Origin of the sequence: Ktedonobacter racemifer DSM 44963 (assembly GCF_000178855.1) — a bacterium.
Taxonomy (GTDB): Bacteria; Chloroflexota; Ktedonobacteria; order Ktedonobacterales; family Ktedonobacteraceae; genus Ktedonobacter; species Ktedonobacter racemifer.
On sequence record NZ_ADVG01000002.1, the window covers coordinates 2,303,939 to 2,323,617 of the forward strand.

The window sequence follows — 19,679 nt, forward strand, 5'->3', positions numbered from 1 at the left end:
ACGTATGCAAACACTTGACCGGTCTCATAAGACGAAGCCGAGAGAGGACAAGCCCGCAGCTAGCGGACCACTACCTCGCCCAACATCACCTAAGCGTATCGCGCCATGGCTACTTATTACACTTGTCCTCTGTCTCGTGCTGACACTCGGGGCAGGAACCTATCTCGTGTTGCAACCGCGCCTCGGCTCCCATGCCGCCGGGGACAATCCTAATTGCGCGCTTATCGTGCCACAAAATCCTTTAAGCGCAAAGGGACTTGCCACACCATATCAACTTGTCGCTACTGATCCCAAGCAAGGTCCCTGCCACGAAGCCAATGCAGGACAGTCGGCCTTTGTCGAAGGCGCAGTCTTTGATCCAGCAACGGGCCAAATTTCTATCTACGATCCCCTGGTAGTGGATAAAGGCAATAAACCAGCCATTGCCCCGGTCGTGCCACAACTCCCCGCAAACGCGGTCGTTGGCCTCTGGTTTGGCTTTAATGCTGGCACCTTAACGCTGAAAGGGAATGGAGATGCCCTCCAGCAAGGCAAGTGTGTTAATGGCCTGCCTGACGATCCCTTTGGTCAGTATGCCTACTGTAACGCGCCCGCCTTCTTCGAGGGAGCAAACCAGGCTATCAAGCAGGGCAAACTAAAAGTTCCAGCGCTGGGCCGGGGCCGCGACGGGCTTCCCTGCCCGACGGTACGCGACTTCTCAGTCGTGGACCAGGATCAGAGCGATAACGTCACGACCACTTACTTGACGACAAATGATGGCAAAGTCGCGCAGATGAACCAGGCCAATGCCCTTAAACTCCAGGGGGCACAGCTCATTGCCAATGCCAGCGATAATCGGCTTGTCTCAGTGGGCCTGGACAATGCACTGGGGTGTAAACCCTGGGTGATGCCCAACCTGGCCGATCCGGGACAAATGACAACTGCTCTACCTCTCAACGAGTTGATGGCTGCGGCGGACCAGGCGGCGCCAGTAGCCGTTATTCCCAATGGGGATCCTATGGTGCTACACAACGATAAGCCCAATATGCAGAAACTCAACCTGTATCGCCTTGGAGTTGATCAGCCGATGATCAAGCGAGCCGACGAGGCCAGTACACGTCTCTACTGTACAAGTCTGCTCGCGGCAGGCCCCCAGCGCATGCTGACCGATGCGCGCTTTACGATTCACCAGGCCTCTCCCGATACGGGCGCAGCCAATAACCTCTTTACCTTCCTGGCCCAGCGCTTTAATACTACCTGGGGGACCGATGGCGGCCTCAATTGCAAGGGCCTGCTCAATACTGACACGCCGATCACACTCAAACAAGATGCCAATGGCGTTACCATCAACGCCACGATCCAGGGCATCAAACTGACAATGCCAATGGATTGCTCCGTCAACGGTGTCCTTATCTCTGGCTGCCAGGGAACCACCACCATCAACGGTGTCACCTGTACCTTCGCTATGGATAACAAAACCCGTCGCGTCCTCATCAACTGTCCACAGCCCGGACAGGGGAAGGATGACAAGTAAGAGAGGAGCTAATATGCAAACACTTCCAAAACCCGACATAAAGCAACCAGATTCCGGTTCAAGTGGCCCTCTGGAGCCGCTTCAGAGACGAAAGAAGTCAGGACTTAGGCCAGTGATCTTTGTGAGTATCGCGCTCTTGCTGCTCACGCTCCTGGCTGGAGCCTTCCTATTCTTTGGTCAGAAGCGCATAGGCACCCACGCCGCGGCGGCCAATGCCAACTGTACCCTTACTGTACCCGCCAATCCCCTCAGCGCGCAGGGCCTGGCTACTCCCTACCAGTTACAAGCCACCGATCCCAACGCGGGTCCCTGTAACGAGGCCAACGCGGATCAAGCCGCCTTCGTGCAAGGGGCCGTTTTTGACCCGGCTACAGGCAAGATCTCAATTTACAATCCCCTGGTCGTCGATGCGGGTACACAACCCGCCGTCGCGCCAGCCGTACCGACGCTACCCCAGAATGCCATCGTGGGTCTCTGGTTTGGCTATAATGGCGATGTCCTGACTCTCAAGGGCCAGGGAAACTCCTTGCGCCAGGGACGGTGCGTCAATGGCCTGTTCAATAATCCCTTTGGCCAGTTCGCCTACTGTAACGCGCCCACCTTCTTCGGCGCGGCCAACCAGGCGATCAGGCAGGGCAAACTTGTGGTTCCACCCATCGGCCAGGGTAGCGATGGCCAGCCCTGCCCCACCGTGCGCGACTTCTTTGTTGTCGACCAGGATCAGAGCGATAACGTGACCAGCGTGTACCTGGCCAACGCCAATGGCCAGACCGCGCAGATGAACCCGGCCAATGCAGGCCAGTTGCAGGGCGCACAGACCCTCGTTAACGCCAGCGATAATCGCCTGGTCTCAGTTGCCCTGGACGGCGCCCTGGGCTGTACATCCTGGATGGCTCCCGACCTGGCGGCTCCTGGTCAGATGGCTCCCGCCTTGCCGCTCAACGAGCTACAGGCAGCCAAGCAACAGGCTCAACCTGCGGCCATCATTCCAGTGGGCGACCCCATGGTGCTGAATAACGGGAAAAACAGCCTGGCCAAACTCAATCTCTACCGCCTGGGCGTGGATCAGCCGTTTGTGCTCAACGCCGATCGGGGCGCAAGCACCAAACAGTATTGCATCAATCTGCTCAATATCCAACCGCCACGCCTGCAAAATCTGATGAATGTGCTTCAACAGAAGGCCTCACCAATGCCAGACGTGGCTAGCAATCTCTTTACCTTTATGGCCCAGCGCTTCAACACCACCTGGGGGGCCGACGGTGGTCTCAACTGCCAGAGTCTACTCAATATGAGTAGCCCCATCCAGACACAGACTGACGGCAACGGCGTCACTATCAGCGCCACTATCAATCTTAACAACAATGGTGGGCAGAATGGCGCAGCGCCTACTCAGCCCGCGGCACCCACCAGCACAGCAGGTGCCGCCCCCACGCCTGCCAACGGTAACGCTCAACCTACACCCCCAGCCGATAACGCGGGTGCCACGCCTACTCCTAACGCCGGGAATGGCACCCCTCAGCCCACGCCTCCTGCCGATAGCGCAGGTGCCACACCTACTCCTGGTCAGTAGACGCTAGACTACAAAAAGAGAGAGGCGAATCATGTGATCCGCCTCTCTCTTTTTGTGTGTTTATTTTTGCTTAGGCTTCAGCAGCGACTGGCTCCTCAACCTCTCCAAGCAGTTCCGCAATGGAGGGGCGATCGGGGAACTCGGTCACAATGCTGACATTGCGACGATCGCTTGAGTAGTGGCCAAATTTGACATAACCATCGATCAGAGCGTAGATGGTATGATCACGACCCAGACCGACATTGTTGCCGGGGCGAATCTTGGTACCACGCTGGCGCACGATAATGCTACCAGCGCTCACCAACTGACCATCAAAGCGCTTGACACCAAGCATCTTAGGTTTGCTATCGCGACCGTTGCGCGAGCTACCCATACCTTTCTTATGTGCCATGAGATTTTACTCCTCTGTGCTGCTTTCTTGAGCCTTCTTGCTTGAACGGCGACGAGGCTTTTTCTCCTCAACGGGCTGCTCCGCAACAGCGGTCTGAGTCTCACTCTTGACCTCTTCAGCGGGAGCGGTCCCTTTTTTCGCCTTAGTGGGTGTGGTCTCTTTTTTCGCCTTAGCGGGAGCTGCCTCTGCCTTTGGCTCTTCGCCAGAGACCAGGCTCTTGCCCTTCGAGATAATGTCATCAATGCTCAGAACAGTCAATTCCTGGCGATGACCACGGCGATGGCGATAGCGTTTCTTGGACTTGTACTTGAAGACGATTAGCTTCTCACCGCGCTTCTGACCAACGACGGTGGCCAGGACCTTCGCGCCCTCAACAAAAGGCGCACCCACGAGAGCAGTGTCGGCATCGGAGACCAGCAATACCTCGCCGATCTCAATCTGCTTCCCATCCTCATGGGGGAGGCGGTTCACTTCGAGCTTATCGCCGACAGTGACTTTGTACTGTCGTCCACCACTTTTGATTACGGCAAACATCTCTTCAATTTTCTCCTTGCAAAACTTTCGTCGCGCCCAAACAGCCTCGGCTAAGAATGACGCGACTACAAAACCCGCGTGTGATGAGAGGGATACGTGGGAGGCGTGGATGGAGGCCATCCTCACAGTTCCGCTTCTAACAACTCATCCGTCTATCTTGCTGCACCCCAGCGGCACACGGCGAGGAAACAATGCCAGATACGCAGGCTTACTCGATGATATACCGACATACGCGGGCAATGACCATTCCTGGTCTCAACAACTACAGGCAAACACACGAAAAAATCCACGGTCTTGTAACCTGACCCGTAGACGATTTGAGTATACGGTCCCATAGTGTGGGCGCAGCTATGCAAGCATATGATAGCAGTGCCGCTACCCACGTGTCAAGGGGTGTGACTCAAGTTTTTGCAAAGGGATAGACAGGAACAAGGAAAGCAGGTAAGATCGTGGCATCACCAAGAGGAAGCAGGAAGATGGAGCCATGCAGCGCGAAGAATGGCTGAGCAAGAGCGAAAAGATCCTTACAGATGTCAAAGAATGGCGCAAAGCCCACCCCAAAGCAACGTTTGTGGAAATCGAAGATGAGGTGCATCGACGCATGATGCAGTTAGAAGCACAACTGCTCCAGGACGCAGCCCAGGAGAGCAGCAGCCGAGCCTGGGGAAAGGACATGGGGGAAGAAGCCCCAAGATGCTCCAGGTGTCAGGTACCACTGCAAGCACGAGGCCAACATGCACGGACCGTACAAGGCAATGGGGGAGAGAGCGTGACCCTGCTGCGTACCTATGGAACGTGCCCCCACTGTGGGGAGAGCTTTTTTCCCCCTCGATGAGGAATTGGCCTTACTTCCTGGTACCTTGGCCCCTCGTCAACAAAGCCATCTCGTCCAGTTAGGCAGTTGGATGCCGTTTCGGCACGCGAGTCGCATGCTCCGAGAGCTTCTCGCAGTACATGTCAGTCCCGAAACGGCTCGACGGCTCTGCGAAGACGTTGGTCACCAGGTTGAGGAACAACAAACCGCCGAAGCACACCAGCCGTGGAAAGAAGAAGACGATGGGCGAGAGAACGACTCTTGCCTGGTGATCAGTGCAGATGGAGCAATGGTCCCTTTGACCGGGGGCGAATGGGCAGAAGTTCGCACCTTGGCCATTGGGGAGGTTCCCACTGGCCCCACCTCTCCTGAGAAAGTCCACGTCGGTGAGCTCTCATATTTCTCTCGCCTGACGGATGCAGCCCACTTTACCGAGTTGGCAGAAGTCGAAACGCGCCGCCGGCACGTGATCCAGGCCAAAGCGGTGGGTGCGGTGATGGATGGAGCGGAGTGGCTGCAAACCCTGGTCGATATTCATCGAGGGGACGCAGTGCGGATCCTGGATTTTCCCCATGCGGCTGAGCACCTGAGCCAATTGGTAGAAGGGCTTGGGGCGGGCGGGCGAACCTTTCCGGAGCACATGCTTGAACGGTGTCTGCATGTGCTCAAACATCGCGGCCCCTCGCCCTTGTTGCGCATGGCCGAGCGCTTGCCTAAGGACGAAGCGCAACAGGGCACCGTTCGTGAGCATCTGGAATATTTGCGCAAGCGGCAGGCCTTGATGCAGTATCCAACCTTTCAGCAGGCTGGCTGGCCCATTGGCTCAGGGATGGTGGAGAGCGCGAACAAGGTGGTGGTCGAAGCACGCCTCAAGGGCACAGGGATGCGCTGGAAGCGAGCCAATGTGAATCCCATGCTCGCTTTACGCAATGGCGTGTGCAATCAGCGCTGGTTGGAAACGTGGCAGACGGCAAGTCAGCAGCGTCGACGTCGGCTTTCTCAACACCGTCAACGCACGACGCAACGACAAGAGGTGGCTTCAGTGCTTCCCAACCCAACTCGGCTCACGCCAGCGCCCGTGCCCCCATATGTTCCTCTCCTTCCTCCCGAGCCTCCTGCCATGATTGCTGGAACCTCGCGTCCTTCATCCCATCATCCCTGGAAGCGTTCTCCGGCTTGCCGTCCAAAGCCTTTTGCAAAAACTTGAGTCACACCCCGTGTCAAGCACTATGCTCTCAAAAAGTTCTTTTTTCGCGCCTGCGACGAGTCTTAAAACAAAGCATAGCCCTTTTTGCTAGGAAAAGACCGTGTTATACTATGCCAAATAGCTTCACATACCAGCAAAAAATCTAAACACTACCTGAAATAGGTCTCTCAGTATGTCCCTAATAGAGGAGGAATGTAGGGAGAAAATTATCCGTTCTTTGCTATACATCTATCTTTGATCATATGGAGGAGACACGAAGTAACTATGTATGAGGGCTTTAACGCTTGTCCAGACCTGGAAAAATATTCAGGCGAGCCGGTCTATCACACCAAAGTGGTCGAACAGATCACTGGCATCCGCGCTAATACGTTGCGCATCTGGGAGCGACGCTATCACTTCCTGACTCCCAAACGTGCCGAAAACGACTATCGCCTCTATTCAGAACGCGATGTGGTGTTGTTGCGCTGGCTAAAAGAGCGCATCGACAATGGCATGAGTATTAGCGAGGCTATTAACTTTTTTGAGCGCCTGGACAAGGTTCGCAAGCAACATCCGTCCAAACAAGTCGATGCCGCGTCACCCCTCCACAGCCCTCATGTCTTCACAGTCGCTGGTCTCCAGGCATTTACCCTTCCACGTGGACTGGAGCAGCAACTACGTGCGCAACAAGATGAATTTCCTGAACAGGAAGTAAGCGCCCCAGAGCCACTTCCTTTTCCTCGTGAGACCCTACCTCAGCTACCAGAAGAAATTCTGCTCCTTGCCCAGGAGCGCCTGCTGACCGCTTTCCGTAACCTGGACGACACAGAAGCTCATATGGTACTCACGTCTCTCTTAATTACCTATCCTGTCGAACAGGTGTGCGCAGATTTAATTACACCTACGCTCTGGAAAATTGGTGAACTCTGGGAGAATCATAAGATTACGGTCACCCTTGAACACTTCGCCAGCAATTTCTTCCGCGCCCTGCTTACCAATTTGTTCCATATGGCGCCTCGTCCAATGCACATGCCCCTCGTCATGATTAGCTGCGCTCCGGGAGAAGCCCATGAGCTTGCCGCTCTGATGCTGGCACTGGTCTTGCGCCTGCAAAATGTGCGCGTGGCATACCTGGGCCAGAGCATCGAGAGTGAGGGGTTAATCGGTTCCATACAACAGCTATGCCCGGCGCTGGTCTGCATCTCCCTGACCATCCCCTCGCACCTCCCAGATCTGCTCTCCCTGGCACAACAAATTCAGAAGCTGCCCTCGCCTCGACCGCGCTTTATCTTCGGCGGACAGGCCTTCCTCGAATATCCCAATATCGCTCAGGATATTCCAGGTGTCTATATTCATGGTAATATGAAAGAAGTCGTAAAACAAATTCAGACACTCTATACACAACAGGGGATCGCATAGACAGAAAAAGGCCTGCATATGAGACGCTTCCCATTTTATGGTAAGGTTGCCCTGGCTCTCTGTTTCATGGCCTGGGCTTGCTCCTGGCTTCGCGTGGAGCCATTCTATCGCTATAGCTTCTTTCCGCTCTGGCTGGGCTATATTTTGACGCTTGACGCGCTGAACCGTGCGCGCAAAGGAAGCTCGCTACTCCATAGGATGGGGAAACGCTTTCCCCTCCTCTTTCTGGTCTCCAGCCTCTTCTGGTGGATCTTCGAGTGGTTTAACAATTTCGTGCAGAACTGGCATTATCGCCTGGATCAGCCCTATACTCCGCTGGCATATTTCTTGATCGCTAGCTTAAATTTTAGCACCGTCCTCCCCGCTGTAATGGAAACAACCGAGCTTCTAAGCAGCTTCAAGCCGTTTCATCCACGCCTGCTCGCTGACCAAACGGGTCCGCGCCTGCCGCTCCCACTGCTGCTAGGCGTTGAAGCCCTGGGACTGCTCTGCCTCGTGCTGCCCATCCTCTGGCCGCAATACTATTTCGGTCTCATCTGGCTCTGCCTGGCATTACTGCTCGATCCGGTTAATAACTGGTTTGGGCGCAAGTCAACGCTGGCTCACCTGGCGGTGGGCGACTGGCATTTCATCGTCCTGCCCCTGGGCACGCTGATCTGTGGCTTCTTCTGGGAGATGTGGAACTACTTCTCGCTCCCCAAGTGGTACTACACCATTCCCTATATCGAGTTCTGGAAGATTTTCGAAATGCCCCTGCTCGGTTATATCGGCTACCTCCCCTTTGGCCTGGAACTTTTCGCGCTCTACCAATTCGTGCTTCTCCTCCTCCGCCAGAAAGAGGGCCACCTCTCCTTTTAAACTGTAAGCTAATGTGGCGCATGGCTGCCGGAGACAGCCATGCGCCACATTAGCTTACAACTATAATAACCGTTTCTTCCCTCTTGAATAAGAATAGGGGAAAGAGCATATACGCACATTACAGCAGCCTGGAGGAGGGGAGCTACAAGCTATGACGCCTTGTCCTCACCGATGGAATAGGCTATACTAAGCTGGAAATTCTATGCGTTCTGGTTGTGTCTGGAGGAAATTTGTCCGTGAAGATTATATGCAAACAACAAGACTTGAGTCGTGGCCTCTCTACGGTCAGTCATGCCGTCTCAAGCCGTAGCACACTCCCCATCCTTGCTAATATTTTACTTACTACCGATCATGGTCGCCTGAAGCTCTCGGCCACCAACCTGGAGATCGGTATCAATTGCTGGATCGATGCCGAGGTGCAGGAAGAAGGTTCCACGACCGTTCCCGCCAAGACCATCTCCGATCTCGTCAGCAGCCTGCGCCCAAGCCAGGTCGAGCTCTCAGTCGCGGATGAGTCCCATACGATGAGTATCAAGGGTCAGGGCAGTAACGCGACCATCAAGGGTATGGACCCCTCTGAGTTTCCGCTCATCCCGAGCGCCGAGGGAAGCGAGACCCCTATCGCGCTTGATGCCCACCAGCTCAAAGAAATGATCGAGTACGTGGCCTTTGCTGCCGCCGACGACGATACCCGTCCCGTGCTCACTGGCGTTCATGTGGAGACGACCAATGAGAAGCTGACCTTCGCCGCCGCCGATGCCTTCCGCCTCGCGGTTATGTCCGCCCCCATGCCTGGTGGAGACTTGCTCGCGGATACCATTCTGATTCCCGCGCGCACTCTGACCGAGTTGGCACGCATCCTGCCCAATGAGGGAAGCGTGCAGATGATCGTAACCCCCAACCGTAGCCAGGTGCTCTTCCACACCGATAACGTCGACCTGGTCTCGCGCTTGATCGAGGGTACCTTCCCCAATTTCCGGGGCATCATCCCGAAAGAACATACGACCCGCGCCGTCGTCGAGACCAAGGAGTTCTCCGCCGCCGTCAAGACTGTCACCCCCTTTGCACGCGATAGCTCGAATATCGCGCGCGTTAAAGTGAATAGCGGCTCCGAGGACGGCAATGAGACGGGCACACTCACTATTGAAGCGACCGCCGAAGATATTGGTAGCAACGTCAGCACCATCAACGCCGCCGTCGATGGACCCGAACAAGAGATCATTTTCAATGTCAAATATCTCTCGGATGTCCTGGGCGTCGTTGGTACCCCCGAGGTCGCGCTCGAAATTACGTCAGCGGCTCGCCCGGGCGTCGTCAAACCGGTTGGTCCCGCCGACTACACCTATATCATCATGCCAATGAGCACCAATCGCTAAACCTGCTCGTAGCAGCTCTCCCAATGAGCGCGATACGAATGCGTGAGGGGCCTGGATGATCTTCCATGCCCCTCAGCTATGCAGGCAAAATTGCTGTTCATCGGCTAAGCATAACTTCATGGACAGGTGCATGTATCTCACTCACCTCACGCTTGAATACTTTCGCAACTATAAGCATCTAGACTTAACTCTAGGGCCAGGGCTTTTCTTCTTCTGTGGAGAGAACGCCCAGGGGAAGACGAATCTACTCGAAGCGGTTAGTATGCTCGCTACCGCGACATCCTTTCACGCCTCCAGTGATCGTGAGGTAGTCAATTGGCAGGCTCCTGATCATGTCGCACATCTGCAAGGACGCGTCTCTCGTCATGAGGATGACGCTCAGATTGAGATCAGCGTCTTTGATCCTACTCCTCCAACCTTTTCCCAGGATGACACATCTCAGCAAACCTCACGTGGGCTTGATCTCCCCGCCAATACGCCGCGCAAACGCTATAAGCTCAATGGTGTTCCCCGGCGCACGATAGATATTATTGGGCAGATGAAGGTAGTGCTCTTCGCGCCCGTTGATCTACACCTGGTTGATGGCTCGCCTGAGGAGCGCCGCCGCTTCTTTGATCGCGCCCTCTGCCAGGTCAGCCCCCACTACTGCCAGGCGCTTGTCCGCTACCGCAAGGTGGTCACCCAGCGCTCGGCCCTGCTCAAACGCATTCGCGATCATCAAGAGGATCCACGCCTCATTGACTACCTGGATGACCAGCTTACTCAGCTCGCCAACCAGATTATGCATGAGCGCCACCACATGCTCACCAGCATTAACCAGCTGGCCAATCCCTTACAGCAAGCCATCAGCGGAGGACGCGAACGGCTGGAGATTATCTATCGCCCCTCTTTTAGCGTTGATGAGTCGTTATCTCTGCCTGAGGCCCAAAAACACTACCAGCAACAGCTACAGGCCATACGCCGCAAGGAGACGATGCAAGGCGTCTGCCTCCTCGGGCCCCACCGCGATGACCTCGAGTTCCTGGTTAATGGCGTCAATATGCTCTCATATGGCTCGCGTGGGCAACAGCGTACCGCAGCCCTCTCCACCAAGCTGGCGGAGCTAGCCTTTATGCGCAGCAATACAGGCGATGAGCCTGTGCTGCTGCTCGATGATGTCTTTAGCGAGCTGGATGCGGTACGCCGCCAGTATCTCCTCCAGGAGGTGCTGAGCCACCAGCAGGTGCTGCTTACCGCGACCGACCTTGAGAGCTTCCCGCCTGAGATCGCGCAGAAGGCCCACATCTACCACGTTCAGCACGGCAATATCACCCTCCCCACTGGCCCCCTGACATAACTTAAGAACATAGTGACCAAAAGCAGTGTAGCGTGGCGCGGAACCTGGCCAGGTTCCGCGCCACGCTACACTGCTTTTATTTTTACCCCTCTGACACGGTGTTGGCTTTCTGGCGGAAGACCTGCCACTCTTGCTGCACCTGGCCAAGCATCTGCTCATCGGGGATATAGCCGCCGTAGCGCGTGAGCAGGTAGGCATCGGTCACCACCTGTAGCTCCTGCTCGCCGTCTGCCAGTCGGGTCGAGAGCCGCCGCCCAAACTCAACTGGGGTCTCCTCCTGCTGGCGCCGCACACCACGCTGGTCCGCCCATTGCAGAAGCGCGCGATAAATCTCGCGAATGGTACGCACAGCGGGTTCGCCCTGGATCTCTTCCCTGGCCTGAACCGCCCCGGTCGCAGGCTCCTCCTTGCGTGGAAAGAAGCGCCGCCAGAGCTGGCGCAAGAATAAGAGCGCCTGGCGCACAAAGAGCTCCCAGGACCAGATGCTCTCACGCTCATCACGCAAGGCCTTACGCCTTCTTGTGACCATTCCCCCGCGCTGACTGATCCTGCGCCAGATAAACCACACCAGTACCACTAGCAGGACGACAATCGCCAGGATAAGGAATGCATCCAGAGTAAAGACATAGGGCGAAATACTGGGAGAAGGTTGCGCGTGACGCGTCGTTGGAGGCTGCTGGGGAGTTTTGTGCTGGTTCAATGTCGGCGCCCCGGTCTGGAGATGCAGCGCATTCAATAACCAGAACAACGGCGAGACCAGAACAACAGCGATGGTTGCTAAGATGTTTGCAATCACATCAAAGATCGCACTCAGGGGGCCCTGGACCTCAGCCAGAAATGCCGTGCTGACAAATCCGACCAGGATCAGGCCAAGAAACATCATCACCAGGCAGATCAGGCCCACCACGCTAAAAATTGAGCGCTCCTGACCCGCAATACTTCCTTGCAGCCCACGCGTATGGCTCAGACGTAAGAACGAGGCCTGCGCCAGTGAATGCGCGATGAGCGAAAATGAGAGGAAGAGCACAATCATCAGGAACAGGAGAGGAACACCCGCCGCGCCACCTGAAGCGCTAGAAAGTAAGAGCGCCAGCACAATCACGCCCAGGCCGATCTGCAATGATTTCATCACATCACCCGGCTCAACACGTCGGCTGGTAATCACCACGCCGCGCCAGAAGAGAAACGCGCTTATGGCCAGCACAAAAACCGTGTGGAACCCTTCAGGCTTAAGCAATAAAATATCATTGAGAGCCACCAGAATCCAATTCACAGCGTAGAGGGGAAAAGTCCCCGCGTATCCACTTCCCCAGATCACCAGCAAGGCCAGGACCACCATGCTACCCACGCGTACGGGCGTATTCTCAAGCAATGAGGCTTCAGATTTCTCCTCGCCAGCCTGAACGCTCTGTGCCTGGGCAAACCAGACACCCACCGCCAGAGGCACATACAGCCCCCAAAGCGGCAACAACGGTATATGCCCGCCTATACCTACTACCGCAACCACCAGAACTATAGCATATATCCAGCAAGCCTCCATCGCGGCAAAGACGAACGGCACAAACCGCTCGCCCAGGCTCAGCTCCTCAACGCTTTCATTCTCCTCTTCCAGGCGCTCAAGTCCTCGTTCGCGTGTCCTTCGCGTCTGACTGGCGCCGTGAGAGGGTTCAGGAACAGATTTCATGGGCTGCTACCCTTCCTCATAATTTGGCTGATGCTCCTATTACGCTCTCAGGGTGCGAGATCTCACAGATACATCTGCTAACAATGCCTGGTAACCACTCCTTCAGCTACACCTTCATAGTATATATCTTCGCGTTACATGACTAAACGGCTACAAGTCTTGCATTTTATGCACCAGTTATCCACATTTTTTGTGGACAAACTGCGCTAAATGTGGATATCTTGCCTTTTCTCGCTTACCAGAGCCTCATATCCATACGTAACTATTGTAGCGCCGCCTGGACCAGCTTCTCGGGCGGAATGCTATCAATAATCGTTGTTCTATCCCAGAGGATAGCTGCTTCTACCTGTTGATAACTAAAGGGATTAGGCTCCAGGGTGACGCCCCAGTGCCAGGGACTGGAGGCCCAGATAGCCATGGAATAGATTGTACCCGGCAGGTAAGGCGTAATTGTCGGGATCTGGAGCGCGCCCGCGATATGCCCTGGCCCCGTGTCGTTAGAGAAGACCATGTGCGCATGCCGGGTAAGCAGCGCCAGGTCGCGCAGCGTCTCCGTGGCATGGACCAGCACATTCGCGTTGTTGTTCATACCACGAAATGTGCCAAAGTCTTCCTGCATATCCGCCACGCGTAGCCCTTCAGGATGGAGTTCATCGGGGCCACAGAGAATGAGAAACTCTATCTTCTGCCCAGGAGAGCGCCGGGCCACTTCCCGAGAGAAACGCTCCAGGACCTCATCCCAGCGACAGTAACACTTGGCAATCACCACAGACTGAAAGAAACACACAATGCGTAGCGCCTCATCTTGAAGGTGAAGCTTGCGTGCCAGGCGAGTATAGCGCGCATCATCGGCAGCGCCCAGGCGGATACAAGGCTGCACCTGCTCTCCTGGCAACGTTCCACGTGACAGATGCAAGAGGTCCTCGATAAAATCGGCGTAGCGCCGCTCAACCCCATGCCCCGCATAGCTACGTACGCCCACGCGAAAAAGCCTGGCAAGCGTGGCAATTCTGCGCGTAGCCCCATGTTCTTCAACCTCCTGCACCATTAACGCAGGCATACCATCGTGACCGCCATGCAGGTCAATGCCCAGGACCGTCACGCCCCTGGCACGCTCCAACCTGCGCGTAAATATATCCTCGCCGGACATGGCCTCAGAGAAGGTAATCGTGGGCCAGTATGCCTGCTGATAGAGCTGCTCTTTAAAGAGGGTCGATACACCTTCATCTATGATGACCTCAACCGCGGTGCCAGCTTTCCCCAGGTGCTGCAACGCCTGGAAGATCCCCTCTAGCAGCGCAGTCGCCACAACGCTCTCGCCCAGGCGACCCGCCTTCCCCCCCAGGCGCACCACGACGACATCTGCCTCGCGCACAAGCTCGTTCACCTGCCGGAGCAGGTGCTGCTCCTCGGCCCTCGCCTCACGTTCTTGTTGTACCCCCCACTCATGCAAAAAAGCCAGATCGTACGCCTGCTCCATCACCTGCTCCCTGAAAAAAATAACTGTTTATTCATGATAACATAACGCCCAGGGTCATACTAGGGGTATGGTGTCTGTTTGCCTGCCTGGCGGGCTCCGCCAGGCAGGCAAACAGACACCATACCCCTATTTCCATTTTCTAGAAAAAGCAGCCCATGCCTGCATAGGCATGGGCTGCTTTTTCTAGAAAATGAGAACTATTTCGCCCCACGGGCCTGCGCATAGCGCTTATTGACCTCGTTCCAGTTCACCACATTCCACCAGGCATTGAGGTACTCGGGGCGGCGATTCTGGTACTTCAGATAATAGGCGTGTTCCCAGACGTCGTTGCCCATCACCGGGAAGAGGCTCTCCATAAGCGGGCTATCCTGGTTGGCGGTCGAGATGACCTCCAGATTTCCGTTACGGTCGATCACCAGCCACGCCCAGCCAGAGCCAAAACGCTTGGCGCCCGCGTCATTGAAGGCGTTCTTAAAGTTATCAAAGGAACCAAACTTGGCGTTGATTGCGTTCGCGATCTCACCTGTTGGCTGACCACCAGCATTGGGTCCCATAATTTGCCAGAACATCGTATGGTTGCTATGACCACCGCCATTGTTGCGCACGGCTGTACGAGCACTTTCCGGCACCTCGTTAATGCGGCGCAGCACCTCGTCAACGGGGAGATTGGCGAACTCGTGACCTTGCAAGGCGTTGTTCAAATTAGTGACATAGGTCGCGTGATGCTTGTCATGGTGCAGTTGCATGGTCTGCGTATCAATATAGGGTTCAAGCGCTTTATAGTCGTAGGGAAGTGGTGGAAGCTCAAATGCCATAAGACTCTCCTTCACACAGGGAAATATTTTCGGGACGAGTAAGCACAGACATAAGTATCTGATCACTTCCAGTATACTGAGTCGGGCATAACGCTATAGCGGCCATATCCATCAATCATCCCTGGCTCTTCCCCTGTTCTTCTAGCACGTTCACCATCCTCCCATCGTCTCACTCATAAAGGTCGCTCATCCCGGCGCATCTCCACAAAATCGCGCCTGCCATAGCGATTCTCTTGCGTGAAGGTGCGCACGCGTTGAAAACCAATGCGCTCATAGACGCGCAGAGCACGCTCGTTCCAGGCCAGGACATACAACCATACCTCTTGTGGCGCATATTGCTCGCGTATAAACGCCAGAGCAGCCTCGACAAAGGCCTGCCCCAGTCCTCTCCCCGTCAGGTCAGGTCGCAATCCCAGGCCAAGGGCACTCGCCTGGCGTGTGGCATCGAGAAAGATCCCTGGCTCGCCCGCGTCCCAGACCAGGGCCGAGGTGCCAATATTGAAAAAGCCAACCAGTTCTCCCTCGTCGTTGCGTACCCCGAAGTATGGGCTACGTAGATCTAACATCTCTGCCTGGAGGGCTTCTAGTGACTCATCGCCCAGGCTGTAAATCGTGTACGGCTCTTCATAGCGCCAGGTTCGCAATTCTTGCACATCCTCGCGCGTCAATGGATGTATATCAAAATTCATTCATGATCCTCCTACTCGACTCACAAGCTCGCCTTGGTAAGGAATACCTGGTGGTGGGCTGGCTCAGCCCACCACCAGGTATTCCTTACCAAGGCGAGCCTCGATATCACATGTCTATCTCTGTTCTTGAAGGATAAAACGTGGTATAGTCAAGGGCGAATTCATATTTCGTCTGTGGCCGAAATTGCAGAGTCAAAAACGTATACGACAAGAAAGATTAGTTGGAGCAACCTATGGCTCAGCAAAAGGATTTAGAGCACTACTTATCAGGAGACCATAATAGCCTTCAAGCCATTCTTATTGTTGAGGACGATGTAAACATCGGCGAGGTCCTCGTCCAGGCCATTTCTCAGGAGACATCATACTTTGCCGTCTTTGTGCAGAATGGCTTTGAGGCACTCAAAACGATAGAAGGTATCAAGCCCAGCCTCTTCATCCTGGATTATCACTTACCACGTATGAATGGCATTGAACTCTATGATCGCCTGCATGCGATGCCAGCACTCGTTACTGTTCCCGCCATTATGATGAGCGCGCGCCTGCCACAAAAGGAGCTTGCCAATCGCCAAATCCTGGGTATGAATAAACCCATCGATCTGGATGAATTTCTCCAGGCGATTGAACAACTCCTGGAATAACTGCCCATAAGCTTGCCGTACTTAAGTGGCCGGCAGGGCAAAAGGTTGTCTATCAGGATTGTGGACCTGCGTTCCGATAATCGGTGTCGAGGGCTTCTAACAAATCACGAAAGGCCTGCACAAGTTTATGGTTACATAAACTATAGTAGACTGTGTTTCCCTGGCGGCGCGAGGTCAGCAGGCCCGTTTGTGCTAACTGGCGCAGGTGCTCCGAGGTGGTCGCCGCCGATAAGCCAATAGCCCTGGCGATATCTCCCGAGCGCATTTCTAGAATAGGTGTTTCCTCCTCTATAGAAGAAATGGCCAACAACTCCACAATGGCACGCCGCCTGGTATCACAGACTGTATCTAAAAATCGATCGATATACTGCTCTACTTCTGCCTCACGTACAGGTAATTTACTGTGATTGGCACTTACAGTGGCTTGCTCGCTTGCCATAACGTGTCCTCTCCAGCTTATGATTTTGCCCGGTCAAATGTAGAAACTTACCTGAACAGTTGTCACATTATATGATGTTTCTCCTCATCAACGCAAAACGCCCTTTTTTGAATACACCTTTCTAGAGTTCTTACAAGGTCTTGCAGAGAAAAACGTCGTTATCACCAAACTTTACGCCACCAGTTCCACACCTAGAACATAGCAATTATGGATAACGCAAATTTTAAATAATGTTTCCATGTAAGCTAAAATTTGCAAAAGACTTCTTCTTCCAGCACTGTTTTTACTGATCTAAATGGCTTAAAAAGCCACTCCAGGCAGCATATAGCACAAGTCTTAAATGCCTGTATCGCACGAGGCGACTTTGTGTTATAATGCCGCCAAACCATTTGTTCTAAAAGCTTCATCCTGAAACACAGAGAGACATTCACAAGCGTTTCTATTGCAACCCGGGAAGTATTTTGAGGTTCTAAGATGATTATCGGGAAGATCGTGAAATCTGACTCCCATATTAACTATGTCTGCCAGGTATATGGCCCACGCGAAGTCGAAGTCGAGCCCGGACCAGCTGACTACGCCTTTGGCCGCTTTGTGCGTGTCGCTGTCCGCTCCGGACAGGGCGATGAGCCGGACCCGCTTGACGTAGCGTTGGGGCGCAACCTGGAGCCGACCACATACGCGGTCGGCGTGATCTACGACACGATTCTCCTCAATCCCGCCTTTGGCTCGCTCGGCCCCCGCCTCTCCAATGAGACCCAGGTTGAGCTCTTCTCGCCTGACTATATCTCTGAAAAAGCGGTACTTATCTATATTATGATTCTGGGTATGATGGAGCAGCAGCGCGATGAGCTGGGCGAGAATCATGTGCTCTCCACGATGCACGGTGTCCCCCTGCTCTCGCTGGAGCTGGGAAGCGAGATCGAGACCATGAGCGATGAGGAGGTGCGCGCCTTCCACTTCTTCAGTGATCCCAACGATCCCGGCAATCCCAACGGGTCCCAGGCCTATCTCCACATGGGCTACGTACCGCATATTATTTCGCAGCGCAATAGCCTCCTGCCTATGGTCACACTGCGCATCATTGACCAGTTAGAGCGCCTCTTCCCGCAAAACCTGGCGCTGCTCTCTATCGTTAAGCGTAACTTTGCCTGGCGACTCAAGGTTGAAACCACAGGATAACGGAGGTTCCTTTCTACCATGCTCGATGCTTTTGCAAGCGCTACCGCGCTCTCGCCTATCCGTAAACCTGTCGGTATCACCAAGGGGCCTGGTGAGAGCAATCACGAATACACCTTTGTCTCGCGTGACGATGAGCAGGTGCTCAAAAACGGCGAATACGTTTACTACGAGCTGTTTGAGCCAGAAATGCCGGGAGCCGATGGCAGTTCCCGCCTGCACACACGGCGCGTCCTGGGTCGTATCATCAAACGCGTCCCGCTCCAGCTCTATCCCGACACCTTTCTAGGCGAGCCAGAAATTCCGCCCGCCCAGGTGGCGGCCATGGTAGGCTACAATACGCGTACCAACGAGCTGTTTGAGCTGCATGTGGCCATCATGGGTTACTATGATCCCCTAACCGGCTCGTTTATCAATCCCTGGATTCCCCCACAGTCAGGGAAACAGATCTACCTGGCCGACGACGAGATGCTCGCCGATATCCTGAGCCGCAAGAAAGATAAACAGTTTGGCTCCGCGACGATTGGCTCACTGTTGACCCGTGCGCCTGGCACGGTTCCCATCGTGCTCTCGGTCAAAGATGTGGTCAGTACTCACCTGGCGATCATTGCCAGCACGGGCGCGGGTAAGAGCTATCTCGCCAGTGTGGTCATCGAAGAGCTGATGCAGCCGCATAATAAGGCCTGCGTGCTGATTATCGATCCTCACGGCGAATATAGCACCCTCGACGAGATCGCCAACGTCGCCCATTTTAGCGAGCCAGGAGATGGACGCCATCAAGGCTATCGCCCCGGCGTGCGCGTCTACAAGCCTGAGCAGGTCAAGGTCCGTATCTCGACGCTGACCATGGGTGATATGCGCGCCCTACTCCCCGAGATGACGGAGAAGCAGCAATATCTCCTGAGCCGCGCGATGCGCAAAGTACGCGAGCGCAAGGGCGATACCCCCTGGGGCGTAGCCGACCTCAAACAGGCCATCAAGAACGTCTCCAAGCAGAAGACAGATGATGATAGCGAGGGAGCCGACGATTCAAGCACGGTCCACGCACTTAATTGGCGTATTGAGCAGCAATTTGAGCATAGCTTTACCTTCGATGATACTCAACACCTGGATCTGCGTGAGATCTTCAAGCCTGGACAGTGTACCGTCCTTCAGCTCAATGAAATCGATGAGCGCGACCAGCAGGTCATCGTCGCGACGTTGCTGCGCCGCCTGAATAAGGCGCGTATGGATACCGAGCGCGGCAAGGTCCATTCAGGCGAGTTCTACCTCCCTTACCCGGTCTTCGTTTTGCTGGAAGAGGCCCATCACTTCGCGCCAGGCGGCGCGGAGGTCGTCTCGACCTCGATTCTCAAGCAGGTGCTGGCCGAAGGACGTAAGTTTGGTATCGGCGTAGGCCTGATCAGCCAGCGTCCGGGCAAACTGGATGCCGACGTGTTGAGCCAGTGCCAGACCCAGTGCATCATGCGTATTGTCAACGAGATCGACCAGAAAAGCGTTGGCGCCGCCATCGAGGGCGTTGGGCGCGACCTGCTGGACAATCTGCCCGCGCTCTCTAAGGGCCAGGTTATCGTCGCGGGCGCGGCGGTCAACACTCCCGTCATCTGTCGCGTGCGCACACGCCATACCCCCCACGGTGGCGAGAGTAAAGATGCACCCGATCTCTGGCAGAAGTACTTCAGCCCGGAAAACCAGGAGCAGCGTCGACGCGATGAGGCGCCCCTCAATGGAAACCGTGGCTTCAATATAATGAGGTAGGTA

The 19,679-nt window shown here is 55.0% G+C and carries 18 protein-coding genes; 11 read left to right on the plus strand and 7 right to left on the minus strand.

The window, feature by feature from the left end:
* Positions 1 to 4 precede the first annotated feature (4 nt).
* Positions 5 to 1,513: a hypothetical protein gene (locus KRAC_RS26245; RefSeq protein WP_007912444.1), complete on the plus strand. Its 1,509-nt coding sequence runs from the start codon at positions 5 to 7 to the stop codon at positions 1,511 to 1,513.
* Positions 1,514 to 1,526: 13 nt separating this feature from the next.
* Positions 1,527 to 3,083 carry a hypothetical protein gene (locus KRAC_RS26250; RefSeq protein WP_007912445.1) on the plus strand — a complete coding sequence of 519 codons (1,557 nt, stop codon included), beginning with the start codon at positions 1,527 to 1,529 and terminating at the stop codon, positions 3,081 to 3,083.
* Positions 3,084 to 3,153: 70 nt separating this feature from the next.
* Here the strand turns inward: KRAC_RS26250 and rpmA are convergent, their stop codons facing one another.
* Both rpmA and rplU read right to left on the minus strand, forming a co-directional pair.
* Positions 3,154 to 3,474, minus strand: coding sequence for a 50S ribosomal protein L27 (rpmA, locus tag KRAC_RS26255; protein WP_007912446.1), 321 nt, complete (start codon positions 3,472 to 3,474; stop codon positions 3,154 to 3,156).
* Between the two features lie 6 nt (positions 3,475 to 3,480).
* A complete protein-coding gene (gene rplU / locus KRAC_RS66530) occupies positions 3,481 to 4,008 on the minus strand; it encodes a 50S ribosomal protein L21 (RefSeq protein ID WP_007912447.1) in 528 nt (175 codons plus the stop codon).
* A 484-nt stretch (positions 4,009 to 4,492) separates the two neighbouring features.
* Between rplU and KRAC_RS26265 the strand changes: the two genes are divergently transcribed.
* The 6 genes from KRAC_RS26265 (at position 4,493) to recF (ending at position 10,997) form a co-directional block, all read left to right on the plus strand.
* Positions 4,493 to 4,843 (plus strand): hypothetical protein, encoded by a 351-nt coding sequence (locus KRAC_RS26265; protein ID WP_040444174.1) that lies wholly within the window; start codon positions 4,493 to 4,495, stop codon positions 4,841 to 4,843.
* Between the two features lie 94 nt (positions 4,844 to 4,937).
* Positions 4,938 to 6,029, plus strand: coding sequence for a hypothetical protein (locus tag KRAC_RS26270; RefSeq protein ID WP_211221319.1), 1,092 nt, complete (start codon positions 4,938 to 4,940; stop codon positions 6,027 to 6,029).
* Positions 6,030 to 6,293: 264 nt separating this feature from the next.
* The gene (locus KRAC_RS26275) at positions 6,294 to 7,427 is read left to right on the plus strand and encodes a MerR family transcriptional regulator (RefSeq protein ID WP_007912452.1); all 1,134 of its coding nucleotides are present in this window, start codon (positions 6,294 to 6,296) and stop codon (positions 7,425 to 7,427) included.
* An 18-nt stretch (positions 7,428 to 7,445) separates the two neighbouring features.
* Positions 7,446 to 8,285: a hypothetical protein gene (locus KRAC_RS26280; protein ID WP_007912456.1), complete on the plus strand. Its 840-nt coding sequence runs from the start codon at positions 7,446 to 7,448 to the stop codon at positions 8,283 to 8,285.
* A gap of 236 nt (positions 8,286 to 8,521) precedes the next feature.
* Entirely contained in the window at positions 8,522 to 9,661 is a 1,140-nt protein-coding gene (gene dnaN, locus KRAC_RS26285) for a DNA polymerase III subunit beta (protein WP_007912458.1), read from the plus strand.
* Between the two features lie 130 nt (positions 9,662 to 9,791).
* Positions 9,792 to 10,997, plus strand: a complete 1,206-nt coding sequence (gene recF, locus KRAC_RS26290) for a DNA replication/repair protein RecF (RefSeq protein ID WP_007912460.1) — start codon at positions 9,792 to 9,794, stop codon at positions 10,995 to 10,997.
* An 82-nt stretch (positions 10,998 to 11,079) separates the two neighbouring features.
* On the opposite strand, the gene KRAC_RS26295 is transcribed toward recF, so the two are convergent.
* The 4 genes from KRAC_RS26295 to KRAC_RS26310 all read right to left on the minus strand — a co-directional run bounded on the left by KRAC_RS26295 (position 11,080) and on the right by KRAC_RS26310 (position 15,665).
* Positions 11,080 to 12,681 carry a DUF4129 domain-containing protein gene (locus KRAC_RS26295; protein WP_007912462.1) on the minus strand — a complete coding sequence of 534 codons (1,602 nt, stop codon included), beginning with the start codon at positions 12,679 to 12,681 and terminating at the stop codon, positions 11,080 to 11,082.
* A gap of 262 nt (positions 12,682 to 12,943) precedes the next feature.
* The gene (locus KRAC_RS26300) at positions 12,944 to 14,161 is read right to left on the minus strand and encodes a glycosyltransferase family 9 protein (RefSeq protein WP_007912464.1); all 1,218 of its coding nucleotides are present in this window, start codon (positions 14,159 to 14,161) and stop codon (positions 12,944 to 12,946) included.
* Between the two features lie 197 nt (positions 14,162 to 14,358).
* Positions 14,359 to 14,976: a superoxide dismutase gene (locus KRAC_RS26305; RefSeq protein WP_007912466.1), complete on the minus strand. Its 618-nt coding sequence runs from the start codon at positions 14,974 to 14,976 to the stop codon at positions 14,359 to 14,361.
* Positions 14,977 to 15,149: 173 nt separating this feature from the next.
* Positions 15,150 to 15,665, minus strand: coding sequence for a GNAT family N-acetyltransferase (locus KRAC_RS26310; protein WP_007912468.1), 516 nt, complete (start codon positions 15,663 to 15,665; stop codon positions 15,150 to 15,152).
* 233 nt (positions 15,666 to 15,898) lie between these two features.
* Here KRAC_RS26310 and KRAC_RS26315 point away from each other — a divergent pair, with 233 nt between their 5' ends.
* Positions 15,899 to 16,303, plus strand: coding sequence for a response regulator (locus KRAC_RS26315; RefSeq protein WP_007912470.1), 405 nt, complete (start codon positions 15,899 to 15,901; stop codon positions 16,301 to 16,303).
* A 52-nt stretch (positions 16,304 to 16,355) separates the two neighbouring features.
* Here KRAC_RS26315 and KRAC_RS62520 read toward each other — a convergent pair whose 3' ends face one another.
* Positions 16,356 to 16,742 (minus strand): ArsR/SmtB family transcription factor, encoded by a 387-nt coding sequence (locus KRAC_RS62520; protein ID WP_007912472.1) that lies wholly within the window; start codon positions 16,740 to 16,742, stop codon positions 16,356 to 16,358.
* Between the two features lie 474 nt (positions 16,743 to 17,216).
* On the opposite strand from KRAC_RS62520, the gene KRAC_RS62525 reads away from it, so the two are divergent.
* Positions 17,217 to 17,921: a DUF8166 family protein gene (locus KRAC_RS62525; RefSeq protein ID WP_007912473.1), complete on the plus strand. Its 705-nt coding sequence runs from the start codon at positions 17,217 to 17,219 to the stop codon at positions 17,919 to 17,921.
* A gap of 18 nt (positions 17,922 to 17,939) precedes the next feature.
* Positions 17,940 to 19,676 carry an ATP-binding protein gene (locus KRAC_RS26330; protein ID WP_007912475.1) on the plus strand — a complete coding sequence of 579 codons (1,737 nt, stop codon included), beginning with the start codon at positions 17,940 to 17,942 and terminating at the stop codon, positions 19,674 to 19,676.
* Positions 19,677 to 19,679 lie beyond the last annotated feature (3 nt).

Excerpts from the sequence above, each read along its gene's own strand:
- KRAC_RS26245 (WP_007912444.1), top strand. The coding sequence starts at position 5 with ATGCAAACACTTGACCGGTCTCATAAGACGAAGCCGAGAGAGGACAAG.
- KRAC_RS26250 (WP_007912445.1), top strand. The coding sequence starts at position 1,527 with ATGCAAACACTTCCAAAACCCGACATAAAGCAACCAGATTCCGGTTCA.
- rpmA (WP_007912446.1), bottom strand. The coding sequence starts at position 3,474 with ATGGCACATAAGAAAGGTATGGGTAGCTCGCGCAACGGTCGCGATAGC.
- rplU (WP_007912447.1), bottom strand. The coding sequence starts at position 4,008 with ATGTTTGCCGTAATCAAAAGTGGTGGACGACAGTACAAAGTCACTGTC.
- KRAC_RS26265 (WP_040444174.1), top strand. The coding sequence starts at position 4,493 with ATGCAGCGCGAAGAATGGCTGAGCAAGAGCGAAAAGATCCTTACAGAT.
- KRAC_RS26270 (WP_211221319.1), top strand. The coding sequence starts at position 4,938 with ATGCTCCGAGAGCTTCTCGCAGTACATGTCAGTCCCGAAACGGCTCGA.
- KRAC_RS26275 (WP_007912452.1), top strand. The coding sequence starts at position 6,294 with ATGTATGAGGGCTTTAACGCTTGTCCAGACCTGGAAAAATATTCAGGC.
- KRAC_RS26280 (WP_007912456.1), top strand. The coding sequence starts at position 7,446 with ATGAGACGCTTCCCATTTTATGGTAAGGTTGCCCTGGCTCTCTGTTTC.
- recF (WP_007912460.1), top strand. The coding sequence starts at position 9,792 with ATGTATCTCACTCACCTCACGCTTGAATACTTTCGCAACTATAAGCAT.
- KRAC_RS26295 (WP_007912462.1), bottom strand. The coding sequence starts at position 12,681 with ATGAAATCTGTTCCTGAACCCTCTCACGGCGCCAGTCAGACGCGAAGG.
- KRAC_RS26300 (WP_007912464.1), bottom strand. The coding sequence starts at position 14,161 with ATGGAGCAGGCGTACGATCTGGCTTTTTTGCATGAGTGGGGGGTACAA.
- KRAC_RS26305 (WP_007912466.1), bottom strand. The coding sequence starts at position 14,976 with ATGGCATTTGAGCTTCCACCACTTCCCTACGACTATAAAGCGCTTGAA.
- KRAC_RS26310 (WP_007912468.1), bottom strand. The coding sequence starts at position 15,665 with ATGAATTTTGATATACATCCATTGACGCGCGAGGATGTGCAAGAATTG.
- KRAC_RS26315 (WP_007912470.1), top strand. The coding sequence starts at position 15,899 with ATGGCTCAGCAAAAGGATTTAGAGCACTACTTATCAGGAGACCATAAT.
- KRAC_RS62520 (WP_007912472.1), bottom strand. The coding sequence starts at position 16,742 with ATGGCAAGCGAGCAAGCCACTGTAAGTGCCAATCACAGTAAATTACCT.
- KRAC_RS62525 (WP_007912473.1), top strand. The coding sequence starts at position 17,217 with ATGATTATCGGGAAGATCGTGAAATCTGACTCCCATATTAACTATGTC.
- KRAC_RS26330 (WP_007912475.1), top strand. The coding sequence starts at position 17,940 with ATGCTCGATGCTTTTGCAAGCGCTACCGCGCTCTCGCCTATCCGTAAA.